This window comes from Psychromarinibacter halotolerans, assembly GCF_029168315.1.
In the GTDB taxonomy this organism is placed as follows: domain Bacteria; phylum Pseudomonadota; class Alphaproteobacteria; order Rhodobacterales; family Rhodobacteraceae; genus Psychromarinibacter; species Psychromarinibacter halotolerans.
The window spans coordinates 22,462-34,098 of the sequence record NZ_JARGYD010000018.1 but is presented as its reverse complement, the minus strand read 5'-3'; the positions used below and the strand labels follow the sequence as shown (position 1 = coordinate 34,098).

Below are 11,637 nucleotides of genomic sequence, written 5' to 3'. Positions count from 1 at the left end.
TAGTCGGGCACGTTCAGCGTGGTGCCGTTCACCACGACGCTGCCGCCGCCGGCCAGCACCAGATTGTGGCCGTTGTTGACCTCGAGATCGCCCAGCCCGACCTCGACCTGTCCGTTCTGCCGGATCGTCAGTTCCGACCCGATGGTGTTCTCGAAGGCGATGAACAGCTTGTCGCCCGACAGGACGAACTGCAGGTCGTCGCCATCCGACCCGTCGTCCAGCCGCAGGCTCGCGGTGCCGTCGTTGTCGTAGATATGCAGGTTGTCCTCGGGGTTGGTGACACCAAGGCCGATGTCGCCGTCGGCGGCCACGAACAGCGCGTCGGTGGGCGCACCCGGTTTGATCTTGAAGGGCAGCCGGCTGCCGCCGGTCACGTCGCGGATGAAGAAATTGGCTTCGTTGCCGGCCACGTCCCAGGTCTGGGGGGTGAAGCCCGACGACCCGTCCTGCTGCAGCCGCAGGGTCGGCGAGTCGCCGTCCACGATGTGCATTTCGACCACCGGCGACGCGGTGCCCAGACCGATGCGGCCGCCGTCGTCGATATACAGCGAATGCGTCGGCGCCGCCGCTTCCACGGTAAACGGGGTGCGGTTGTTGGTGATGTCGTCGATCGAGAACTTGTTGAGCCCGCCGTTCGCGGTCTCGTTGATGGTCAGCTGCCAGTCGACATTGGGAAACGAACCGGAGTTCGAGGTGTCGTCGAACCGGATCCGCAGGTTGTTCTCTTTCAGCCGGATCGTGTCGAAGCCGAAGTTCTCGCCGTTGACGCAGTCGACGCCGATACAGGCCGATCCCTGAACGATCAGATCCTCGATGAACACCTGGTCCGCCAGCGCCGCGCTGCCCGTCAGCGCGCCCGACAATGCCGTCGCCGTAATCGCAAGCCCGCGGATCGTGTGTTTCGTTGTCCGGATCATGCCCATTTCCCTTCTTGTCCCTGCCGACCGCCGAAAGGCCCCCGCGGTGCGACGCAAACTATAGGCGCGCGCCCGCGCCCGACCAAGGGACACTTTCCTCAAGGTTGTGATCTTCCGACATATTCGCGGCAATCGTTGCGCCGGCCCCTCACTGTCCGCCGCGCCTCACGAATTCCCCAGCCGCTTGGTCAGCCAGCCAAGGAAGGCGCGGTCCGGCGCGCGCAGGCGGGGGCGACCGGTGTCCTCCCACCAGGCGCGCCACTCGGCCTCCAGCCCGTGCACGTCCCAGCCGGGGGCGCGGGCGCGGGCCTCTTCCAGCGTGGCGGCCGACAGCACCGGCCCCCCTGCCCCGGCGGTGTCGCGGCGGCGCGGGCGGACGCACAGGATGTCGCCCGGCTCTTCCTCCAGCCGGTAGCCCGGCAGGTGGTCGCTGGCGATCATCTCGCGCAGCATGGCGCGGAACACCCGGCGCGGGCTGGCCGAGCCGGATTTCTTGTGCAGCACCTCGACCGACACGCGCCACGCGGGCTGGTGGCCGCAGTGCTTGCGGGCCAGTTCGTAGATCCGCCGCTCCAGCGGCTTGCGCAGCCGGAAGTAATCGCGCGACAGGGTCAGCACCGACCGCGCCTGCACCGCGCGGAACAGCCATTCCGACAGCGTGACGGCGACCGAGACCATGCGGCCCGCTCCCCTGCCCGATCCGGGCGCCTTGCGCAGGATCTCCCAGCTTTCGATCAGGCCGAAGCCGCTGGTCACCTCGACGCGGGCGTCCTTCGGGCCGGTGGTGATGTTGGTGGTGATGCGGGTGCCCGCCAGCCGCTCGAAGGCCTCGCGCAGGCGGCGATAGGCGTCGCCGCTGGTCTCGCGGTTGGTGGCGACCAGCAGGTCGTGCGCCTTCAGGTGCAGCGTGCGGCTGACCGCGCGGCCCGCGTTCAGCGCCGCGACCAGCTGGCTGACGCAATAGATCAGGATGTCCTTGTCGTGGATCGTCGCCCGGCCCTTCACGCTAGGGGTGATCTCGACCGAGGCGCCGTTGTGGGTGTAGGACAGCACACTGCGGTCGGGCCGGGTGGCCAGCGAAAAGATCGGGTGTTCCATCGACGCGAGGTCGTCCTTGGGCAGGACCGCGAACACGTCGCAGACGAAGAAGTCCCCCGTGGGATGCCTGTCCGGTAGCAAGCCGCCTGCGCCGCTCATATGCCTGTCCCTGCGCCGCCCCGGGGGCGGCTGTTCTGCTCGTGGATGCCTGTTCGCGCGGGTTGATCCCGCGACTCGGGCTTATCGTGGTTTCGGTGACACCCACCCTAGAATTATCCACAGGCCCCGTCCAGCGTCGGGCGCGCCCCGGTTCGGGGGATCGGAGTCGCACGGACGTGGGTTCAGAGTCGGTCTTTCGGGGGTTCAGAGTCGCCCGGCCCCGATGCAACAGCCCAGAGCCCCCGCAAAACAAGGGCTTTCCACGAACAGGCCGGACACCGTAACTAGAAGATAACAGGATTCTAACCGCAATTTTTTTTCACGGCCTCCGATCCTGTGCCCCGACCCCGGCGTCGCGCCCGGTCAAACCCTTCGGATTTGCTTAGAAAATCTCGTTTTATGCGTGATTTCCTTCCACATGCCGTCTTTTTGCGTATACTGACCAAAACCGCGCACATCGACGCGGAGCGAACAGACTTACAGGCACCCTCCAGAACGGATTCGAGGATCGCATGGCATCGGCAGAGCAGCCTCCGTATTTCAACATATCCCCCGACGCGGCGCTGGCCGATCTGGGGGCGCCCACCGGCAGCGGCGACTTCGCCGCCATCGCCGAGGCCTGTGCCCGGGGCCGGGCCGATCTGGCCAGCCGCGGTCTGGAAGAGGACGGCCGCAAGCAGCTGCGCCTGTTCTCGACGTGGGAGATCACCCGCTATCTGATCCCGGTCGCCACCCCGCATTTCCGCCGGGTGCTGAAGGCGAACCCGAACCTGCCGCAGGGCACCAGCGAGACCGAGGGCGGCGCCAAGTGGTTCACCCTCGACGAGGTGCTGCGCCTGCGCGCCCATTTCGCGACCGAGGGGTCGAAGGCGAAGGAGTACCTGCCCTACCGCCCCAAGGGGCAGCCCGCGAAGATGGTCGCGGTGGCCAACTTCAAGGGCGGGGTCGGCAAGACCTCGACCTGCGCGCATCTGGCGATGTCGGCGGCGCTGGACGGCTACAAGGTGCTGGTGATCGACCTGGACAGCCAGGGCTCGATGACCTCGATCTTCGGCGGCAAGGTCGAGGACGAATGGGGCACCGTCTTTCCGCTGCTGGCGCGCCACTACGGCACCCACCTGCGCCGCGAGAACCAGTCCCGGATCGAGCGCGGCGACACCCCCCTGCCGCTGGACGAAACGCTGACCGAGGCGATGTCGATGACCGCCGACCAGCTGATCCAGCCGACGCACTGGCCCAACATCGACCTGATCGGCGCGCAGCTGAACCTGTACTGGGCCGAGTTCCAGATCCCGGTCTGGCGGATGCAGGCGCGCGGCTGGAAGCTGTGGGACGCGCTGACCGACCGGCTGGAGACCGACGGGGTGCTGGACCAGTACGATATCGTGTTCCTCGATACCCCCCCTGCCCTTGGCTATCTGACGATCAACGGTCTGGCGGCGGCGGACATCCTGCTGGTGCCGCTGGGCGCGTCCTTTCTGGAATTCGACAGCACCGGGCGGTTCTTCGACATGCTGCATTCCACGTTCTCCTCGATCGAGGACGGTGAGAACATCGCCGCCCGCGCGCTGGGGCGCGAGGAGATGGCGTTCGAATGGGACGCGGTGCGCGCGGTGCTGACCCGGTACGACGGGGCGCAGCAGGCGGAGCTGGCGGGGCTGATGCAGGCCTATCTGGGCAAGACGCTGTCGCCGCACCGGCAGGATTTCACCGCGCTGATCGGGCAGGCGGGCGAGCAGGTGTCGGGGATCTACGAGGCCGATTACCGCGACTTCAACCGCGAGACCTATGTGCGCGGCCGCGAGGCGTTCGACGAGACATACGCCGCCTTCAAGCGGCTGCTGTTCGGGATCTGGCGGCGCGACGAACTGGCGGCGCAGCAGGCCGGCGACACCACGGCGGTGGCGTGAATGTTTCGCGCGCGAAACATTTGCGGGGGAAGGGGGGCGCCGCCCCCGTCACGCTGTCGCGTGACTCCCCCGAGGTATTTTCAAAGAGAAGAAGCAGCGCGCGGTGCGTTGACCGGGACTTTGCGCCTTCGGTGCAGGGTAGGGATTTTCGGAGGCTGACATGGCAAAACGCAGACGGCTGAGCCCGGCGCAAAGCGACTATCTTGAGACCCAAAGCGCCACGTTAGAGACGAAATCCATGCCGCTGGGCCGGGCGCCCATCGCGCAGGTCGCGGGCGAGGCGTCGACCTCTGCCGCGCTGGAGGAACTGGCGGGCACGCTGCGCGAGGCGCGGGCGCAGGGCCGGATGATCGAGGCGGTGCCGCTGGACCGGATCGAGACGGGATACCTTGTGCGCGACCGGCTGGTCGCCGACGACGAGGAACTGCAGGCCTTGATGGAAAGCCTGCGGGCGCGCGGCCAGCAGACGCCGGTGGAACTGGTCGATCTGGGGCAGGGGCGGTTCGGCCTGATCTCGGGCTGGCGGCGGCTGACCGCGCTGGGGCGGCTGCGGGCCGAGACCGGCGACGACCGGTTCGCCACGGTGCTGGCGGTGCTGCGGCGTCCCGAAACGGCCGCCGACGCCTATGTCGCGATGGTCGAGGAAAACGAGATCCGCGTCGGTCTGAGTTACTATGAACGCGCCCGGGTCGCGGCCAAGGCGGTGGAACAGGGCGTGTTCGAGACCGAGAAGAAGGCGCTGTTGTCTCTGTACGCCTCGGCCAGCCGGGCGAAGCGGTCGAAGATCCGGTCGTTCCTTGAACTTTACCACGCCGCCGACGAACTGCTGCGGTTCCCCTCGGCCATCGGCGAACGTTTGGGTCTGGCGCTGGCGAAGGTGCTGGACGGTCGTGCGTCCCGGCAAGAGGCGCTGCGCGCCGCATTGGACGCTGCGGCGCCCGACACCGCCGCCGGGGAACAGGCCGTGCTGGAACAGATGCTGGCAGAGTTCGAGCGGGCCGACGCAGGCCCGCCGGAGCCGCAAACGCGCGAGGCCGCGAAGGACGGGGTGGAGAAGGATGGGCTGCCGTCCGACGCGGTGCGCAACCGCATCGCGCCCGGGATCTATGCGCGCTGGGACGGCCAGTCGCTGGTGCTGGACGGGCAGGGGATGTCGGATGCCCTGTGCGGCCGGCTGCTGGACTGGATTCGCGACAACGCCTGAGGGCGAACGCGCTGAGGACAAATGTTTCGCGCGCGAAACATTTACCGAGACGAGAAAGGCCCCGGCTGATGCCGGGGCCTTTTCATGCGGAGCAGCGGCCAGAGAGACTGTCCCGGCCCATGCGTCCGTGTGCGCCAGTGTGGCGTTACTTCTTGGGCTTGCGGCCCAGGCCGATCTTCTTGGCGGTTTCCGCCCGTTTCGCCGAGTAGCTGGGGGCAACCATCGGGTAGTCTTTCGACAGACCCCAACGCTCGCGGTATTCCTCGGGGGACATGTCGTAGGCGGTGCGCAGGTGGCGCTTCAGCGTCTTGAACGACTTGCCGTCTTCCAGGCAGATGATCGCGTCCTGAGTGACGGACGCGTCGATCGGCACCGCGGGGACAAGCGGGGCCTCGGCCACGGGTTCTTCCTCTTCGACCTCGGGGGCCATTCCCGCCAGGCCGGCCAGAGTGGAATGGACGGTCTGGATCAGGTTGGGCAGGTCGGTTTGCGCCATCTGGTTGCGCGCGGCATAAGCCGCCACGATTTCGGTGGTCAGCGTGAGAATTTCATCTCCTGCGCCGACCATATCGTCGATGATTTCCGTCATTGGGGGTCCTTGTTTTGAGTGGTGGGCAAATAATAACAAAATGCCGTCGCGACAATAAGAGGTATTTAACTAAGTTAACCCTCAATTCAACGATATATTTACGTGTTACTGGCACGGTTTTTCGCGACGGGCGAGAGTGCGCCGGGCGGTTACTTCATTATCGATATGATCCGAAGCAACAAAATACTGGCCGTGGCGGGCCGTGACAGACCCGGCCTAGTTGAGCAGACGGCGGGACAGGTGGCGGAACAGACAGCGCGCGGCGCGAAGTCGCGACAGCTCTTCCACGTCACGGTACAGGCGCCAGGTTGCACGGGTCGCGGCAAGTTTTCCCGCCGAAAGCGAACTGGACCGGACATGGTACCAGCCCAGCGGTTCCGGCACCGCGACGGCGCGGTCGGTCCGGCGCAGCAGCCGCAGCCACAGGCCGTAATCCTGGCGCATCCGCAGGTCCGGCATCGGCACCCGGCCCAGGGCGTCGCTGTCGTAGACCGCGGTCAGGCAGCCGATCACGTTGCCGTTCAGCAGCTGGGCATGGCTGACAGAGGCGGGGACGACGACCTGCCGGGTGCGCCCGTCGCGGACCCGCCAGAACCCGGCATAGGTAAAGGCGGCGCCGGTGTCCTGCATGAAGCCGATCTGCCGCGACAGCTTGTGCGGCACCCATTCGTCGTCGGAATCCAGAAACGCGATGTAGCGGCCGCGCGCGGCGTCCAGCGCCCGGTTGCGGGCGCGGGCGGCGCCGCCGTTGGTTTCGCAGCGCAACACCCGGATGCGGGGGTCCCCGGCGGCCAGCCTGTCGGCCAGCGCGACACTGCCGTCGGTGGAACCGTCGTCGCTCAGAAGCAACTCCCAGTCGGCAAAGTCCTGCCCGCGGACCGAGGCGACGGTCCGTTCCAGCGTCTGCAAGGCATTGAAAACCGGAGTGATAACGGTAACGGTGGGCGGCACGGGTGTTCCCGGTGGTCTGGCTTGCCGGTTTGACTTGGTTTCCGGCCACGGATAAGCCCGCAGCAAGGCCAATGAAGCCCAATTAACGTATGGAGTTGGTTATGACCACGCCTTTCGAACCCGTCCAGGTGATCGCGGAAATCGGCTGCAACCACAAAGGCGATATGGACATCGCCAAAGAGCTGATCCGCGTCGCTGCCGGCGTGTGCAAGGCGGACATCGCCAAGTTCCAGAAGCGCACCAACCGCGAGCTGCTGACGCCCGAGGAATACGACCGTCCGCACCCGGTGCCGGAAAACGCCTATGGCGACACCTACGGCGCGCACCGCGAGTTCCTTGAATTCGACACCGAACAGCACCGCGAGCTGATCGAGGAGTGCAAGACCAACGGGATCAAGTATTCCACCAGCGTGTGGGACCTGACCTCGGCCAAGGAAATGTCGGCGCTGAACCCGCCGCTTTTGAAGATCCCCTCGGCCACCAACCAGCATTTCGAACTGCAGGGCTACCTGTGCGAGAATTACGCGGGCGAGATTCACGTCTCGACCGGGATGTCGACCGGGGACGAGATCAAGAACCTCGTCGAGTTCTACGAGGAACGCGGCCGGGCGCAGGACCTTGTGGTCTACAGCTGCACCTCGGGCTATCCGGTGGCCTTCCAGGACATCTGCCTGTTCGAGATCGCCAAGCTGATGGACATCTACGGCCCCCGCGTGAAGGGCATCGGCTTCTCGGGTCACCACCTGGGGATTGCCGCCGACGTCGCGGCGCTGGCCGTGGGCCAGATGAAGCAGGCCGAAGGCAAGGGCAAGTTCAGCCACATCGAACGCCACTTCACCCTCGACCGCACGTGGAAGGGCACCGACCATGCCGCGAGCCTGGAACCCGACGGGATGCGCCGCCTGTGCCGTGACCTGAAGAACGTGAACCTTGCCCTGACCAACAAGGATCAGGACATCCTGCCGGTCGAGCAGGTGCAGCGCGACAAGCTGAAATGGGTCAAGGAACGGCACGGGGATCTGGTTGCCGAGTGATCCCGGTTTCGCTGCGGGACTGACCGTCGGCATCTCGACGCTGGGCGCGCGGGCCGACGGGATCGTCCTGCCGCCGCCCGAGCCTTCTGTTTTCTACGACATCCTGGTGCAGCGCCCTGGCGCTGCATCTTCGTTAGAGGGCCTGTATGCGGATTTGTGCGCGGGCCGCGACGACGTGCGCGTGCTGCCGCTGGACGGGCAGGGGGTCGCCGCCAGCCGCAACGCGGCGCTGGATGCGGCGCGGACCCCGTATTTGCTGTTCGGCGATGACGACGTGACGCTGGATCTGGCCGGGGTGCGCCGGCTGTGGGCGGTGCTGCGGGACGACCCGGCGCTGGCGGTGGTCACCGGGCGGCGCACCGGGCCGGTGCCGGCGCGCTATGCGGGGCAGGGGCATTCGCTGCGATTGTGGAACACGGCCAAGACGGCGACGCCCGAGATCCTGCTGCGGGTGGCGCCGGTGCGCGCGGCGGGGGTGCGGTTCGATACCGGCTTCGGCATCGGCGCGCCGCACCCGCTGGGGGACGAGTACGTGTTCCTGGCCGATGCGCTGAAAGCGGGACCGAAAGGGCGGTTCGAGCCCATCGCCATCGGCGACCACCCGGACGACAGCACCGGGACCGACTGGTCCGACCCGGTGCTGCTGCGGGCGCGGTTGGCGGTGCTGCGGCGGGTGTTCGGGCCGCTGGCGGGGCCGATGCGGCTGGCCTTCGCGCTGAAGAACCGCCACCGTCTGAAAGACGCCTACGGGGGGACCGTGGGGGGCGTGCTGGGCTTTGCGCTGGGGCGCGTTCCGGACAGCCGGTAATCTGTCTTATGTTGTCTTCAAATGTTTCGCGCGCGAAACATCGCGGGGCTTACGGGCCTTCGACGAACCGCATCAGCTTTGGCAGGCAGACGGTTTTCAGGTCGTAGGCGTCGATCGCGTGCTGTCGGGCGGCGGCGCGGATCGGTTTCTGCGCCTCGGGGTCGGACAGCACCCGGGTCAGCTTGTCGGACCAGCCGTCGACGTCGAAGAAATCCACCAGATGGCCGGTCACCCCGTCCTCGATCGCCTCTTCCACCGGCGCGGTGCGCGAGCCGACGACGCAGGCGCCGGTCGCCATCGCCTCGATCATCGACCAGCCCAGCACGAAGGGATAGCTGAGATAGGCATGGGCGCGGCCCACCTGCAGGATCTTCAGAAAGTCTTCATAGGGCACCCGCCCGGTGAAATGCAGCCGTGACAGGTCCAGCCGGTCCTTCACCTCGTCGAGGAACACCTGCTTCCACGACCGCCCGTCCGAGGGCGCGGGGCCATAGCCGGGTTCCTCGCCGCCGACCAGCACCACCTGCAGGTCGGGCCGCGCCGCCATCACCTTTGGCAGCGCCCGCATCAGCGTGTGATAGCCTCGGTAGGGTTCAAGGTTGCGGTTCACGAAGGTCAGCACCTCGTCCCCGGCTTTCAGCAGCGGGCCGCCGGGGACCTGATAGGTCGCGGCGGGATCGGGGGCGATGCGGGCGGTGTCGACCCCGTCGTGGCCGACGGTGATTTTCGGGTGCAATTCGGCGGGAAAGGTCGAAGCCTGCCAGCGCGTCGGGCACAGCAGCCCGTCGGCATCCATCGCGGCCATCATCAGGTGGGCGCGGCGGGCCATCGTGGCGATCCGGCCGTTCAGGTCGGGGGACGAGAACTCGGGGTCGAAGCCGGTGTCGCGCCCCTCGGTGGCATACAGGAACTCGGCATAGCCAAGGTGGCGGGCCTTGGGCCAGACCTCGCGCAGGAACAGGGTCTCGCCCCAGCTGATCGTGCCGAACACCACGTCGGGCGAGGTTCCCCGCCCGCGCAGCACGTCGGCGGCCCGGGCCACGGTGGCGCCAAGGTCGGCATATTGCGCAAAGCTGCCGCCCAGCCCCTTGCCCTGCTGCATCTCGTGGCGATAGCGCGCGGCGGGCAGCTGGTCGGGGTTCTTGTTGCCCTCCCACGTCAGCACGCCGACCTTGTGGCCCGCCTTGATCAGGGCGGGGGCGAGATAGCGGAACTGGCCGGGAAAATTGCGGTGAACAAGAAGGATGCGCATGGGGCCTGCGGGATCAAGACGGGGTCAGCCGGTCCTTGATGGCATGGCGGGCGCTGCGGCGGAAGGTGGGGCCGGGTTTTTGGCCCGGGGTGTGTGCATGGGGTGTGTGCGCGGGGATGTATGTGCGTCAGAAGTCCTGAAAACCCTCGGCGTCGAAGACCGGCGCCGCCGCGCCTGCTGCCCCTGCCCCCGCTGCCGCCCCCGCCGCTGTCACCGCCGCTGCGGGCCGGGCCGGTTTCGCGGCATTTCCCTTATCCAGAGACTGTTTCGGCGTCAGCCGCGTGGGCGGCACGTCGGACAGGCGGAAGCTGTCGACCAGTTCGCCCAGCCGCAGCGAGTTGCGGTGCACGCCCTCGCTGGCGGCGGTGGTTTCCTGCGCCATCGCGGCGTTCTGCTGGGTCACCTGGTCCAGCTGGTTCGCGGCGGCGTTGATCTCGGCCAGGGTGGTGGCCTGGGTCTGGGAACTGGCCGAGATGTCGGTGACCAGCCCGGTCACCACGCCCACATCCGTGACGATCTTTTCCAGCGCGCCGCCGACCTGCCCGACGCGGGACACCCCGGATTCGATATGGGCGGAACTGGCGCTGATCAGGTCGCCGATCTCTTTCGCGGCCTCGGCCGAGCGGACCGCCAGCGCGCGCACCTCCGAGGCGACCACGGCAAAGCCGCGCCCGGCGTCGCCGGCGCGCGCCGCCTCGACCCCGGCGTTCAGCGCCAGCAGGTTGGTCTGGAAGGCGATGTCGTCGATCACCCGGATCTTGCGCGCGATCTCGCCCGACGACCCCTCGATCGCGTTCATCGCCTGCGTCGCCTCGACCACCACGGCGCCGCCTTGCCGGGCGCCCTCGCTCGCGGCCTGCACCGCGCGGTCGGCCTGCGCGGTGCCCTCGGCGGTGTCGCGCACCCCTTGGGTGATCACCTGCAGCGCCGCCGTGGTTTCCTGCAGGGTGGCGGCCTGGCTTTCGGTGCGCTGCGCCAGATCGCCGGTCGAGCGGGCGATCTCGTCGGCGAAGCCGGTCAGATCCTCGACCGTGCCGGCGATCACCGCCATCACCTCGCACAGCTGCCCGGCGGCGGCGTTATAGTCCTGCCGCAGGCTGTCGTATTCCTTCGGAAAGCCGCTTTCCTCGGGGGAGGGGATCGGCTGCGAGAAGTCACGCTCGGCGAACCGCTGCAGCCCCGCCGACAGCATGTCGAAGGCGCGGGTGCGTTCGGCCTGGATCGCCTCGAAATAGGCGGAGGTCACCAGTTCGGCGTCGAACTGGAACACCCGGCTGAGCAGGCTGAGCATCTCGTCCACCGCCTCGATCTCGCCGGCCATCAGGCGGTCGCGGCTTTCGCGGAACAGGATCGCCTGAATGCGCGAGAACACCTGCGCGCTGTGCAGCAGGAACTGGACGTAGGGCAGGCCGATGCGGCAGTGCGCCAGCCCCACCCGCTTGGTCGAGGCAAGGTGTTCGTCGCTGAAATCGGCGGTCAGCAGCCGGGTCCAGTGCTTTGTCTGGGCGGCGCGGGCGTGGGCCATCATCGCGTCGTCCTCGAAGAAGGCGACAAGCTCCGGGGTGGCGCGGACGGTGTCGTAGAAGCCCGAGACGACCTCGTCCAGGAAGGGCAGCAGGATCTTCCCCGTCTCGCGCAGCAGCTCGATCTCGGCGGGGCCAATGTCGAACACCGCAAGGTGCTTCCGCAGCTCTTCGTTCATCGGGTCCTCCGGGGCATCGGCGCGCGCTGCCGAAGGCATAGGGGACAGGTACGAAGGATTGCTTAATGCGACC

10 protein-coding genes are annotated in these 11,637 nt (G+C 67.3%); 4 read left to right on the top strand and 6 right to left on the bottom strand.

Going from position 1 to position 11,637, the window contains the following annotated elements; all coding sequences use genetic code 11:
* Positions 1-917: hypothetical protein (locus P1K30_RS22980; RefSeq protein ID WP_275635083.1), on the bottom strand; the 917-nt coding region annotated here is incomplete at its 3' end.
* 165 nt (positions 918-1,082) lie between these two features.
* A complete protein-coding gene (locus P1K30_RS22975) occupies positions 1,083-2,114 on the bottom strand; it encodes a replication initiator protein A (RefSeq protein WP_275635082.1) in 1,032 nt (343 codons plus the stop codon).
* 512 nt (positions 2,115-2,626) lie between these two features.
* On the opposite strand from P1K30_RS22975, the gene P1K30_RS22970 reads away from it, so the two are divergent.
* Together P1K30_RS22970 and P1K30_RS22965 are read left to right on the top strand one after the other, a co-directional pair.
* Positions 2,627-4,024 (top strand): AAA family ATPase, encoded by a 1,398-nt coding sequence (locus P1K30_RS22970; protein WP_275635081.1) that lies wholly within the window; start codon positions 2,627-2,629, stop codon positions 4,022-4,024.
* A 160-nt stretch (positions 4,025-4,184) separates the two neighbouring features.
* Positions 4,185-5,228: a ParB/RepB/Spo0J family partition protein gene (locus tag P1K30_RS22965; RefSeq protein ID WP_275635080.1), complete on the top strand. Its 1,044-nt coding sequence runs from the start codon at positions 4,185-4,187 to the stop codon at positions 5,226-5,228.
* Between the two features lie 145 nt (positions 5,229-5,373).
* On the opposite strand, the gene P1K30_RS22960 is transcribed toward P1K30_RS22965, so the two are convergent.
* Both P1K30_RS22960 and P1K30_RS22955 read right to left on the bottom strand, forming a co-directional pair.
* Positions 5,374-5,817: a Ros/MucR family transcriptional regulator gene (locus P1K30_RS22960; RefSeq protein ID WP_275635079.1), complete on the bottom strand. Its 444-nt coding sequence runs from the start codon at positions 5,815-5,817 to the stop codon at positions 5,374-5,376.
* 216 nt (positions 5,818-6,033) lie between these two features.
* Positions 6,034-6,768 (bottom strand): glycosyltransferase family 2 protein, encoded by a 735-nt coding sequence (locus tag P1K30_RS22955; protein WP_275635078.1) that lies wholly within the window; start codon positions 6,766-6,768, stop codon positions 6,034-6,036.
* Between the two features lie 101 nt (positions 6,769-6,869).
* On the opposite strand from P1K30_RS22955, the gene P1K30_RS22950 reads away from it, so the two are divergent.
* Positions 6,870-7,802, top strand: coding sequence for an N-acetylneuraminate synthase family protein (locus tag P1K30_RS22950; protein WP_275635077.1), 933 nt, complete (start codon positions 6,870-6,872; stop codon positions 7,800-7,802).
* Entirely contained in the window at positions 7,792-8,610 is an 819-nt protein-coding gene (locus P1K30_RS22945) for a glycosyltransferase (RefSeq protein ID WP_275635076.1), read from the top strand. Before P1K30_RS22950 ends, P1K30_RS22945 begins: the two co-directional genes overlap by 11 nt.
* 49 nt (positions 8,611-8,659) lie before the next feature.
* Here P1K30_RS22945 and P1K30_RS22940 read toward each other — a convergent pair whose 3' ends face one another.
* Positions 8,660-9,862 (bottom strand): glycosyltransferase, encoded by a 1,203-nt coding sequence (locus tag P1K30_RS22940; protein ID WP_275635075.1) that lies wholly within the window; start codon positions 9,860-9,862, stop codon positions 8,660-8,662.
* Positions 9,863-9,989: 127 nt separating this feature from the next.
* Entirely contained in the window at positions 9,990-11,564 is a 1,575-nt protein-coding gene (locus P1K30_RS22935) for a globin-coupled sensor protein (protein WP_275635074.1), read from the bottom strand.
* Positions 11,565-11,637 lie beyond the last annotated feature (73 nt).

Excerpts from the sequence above, each read along its gene's own strand:
- P1K30_RS22975 (WP_275635082.1), bottom strand. The coding sequence starts at position 2,114 with ATGAGCGGCGCAGGCGGCTTGCTACCGGACAGGCATCCCACGGGGGAC.
- P1K30_RS22970 (WP_275635081.1), top strand. The coding sequence starts at position 2,627 with ATGGCATCGGCAGAGCAGCCTCCGTATTTCAACATATCCCCCGACGCG.
- P1K30_RS22965 (WP_275635080.1), top strand. The coding sequence starts at position 4,185 with ATGGCAAAACGCAGACGGCTGAGCCCGGCGCAAAGCGACTATCTTGAG.
- P1K30_RS22960 (WP_275635079.1), bottom strand. The coding sequence starts at position 5,817 with ATGACGGAAATCATCGACGATATGGTCGGCGCAGGAGATGAAATTCTC.
- P1K30_RS22950 (WP_275635077.1), top strand. The coding sequence starts at position 6,870 with ATGACCACGCCTTTCGAACCCGTCCAGGTGATCGCGGAAATCGGCTGC.
- P1K30_RS22940 (WP_275635075.1), bottom strand. The coding sequence starts at position 9,862 with ATGCGCATCCTTCTTGTTCACCGCAATTTTCCCGGCCAGTTCCGCTAT.
- P1K30_RS22935 (WP_275635074.1), bottom strand. The coding sequence starts at position 11,564 with ATGAACGAAGAGCTGCGGAAGCACCTTGCGGTGTTCGACATTGGCCCC.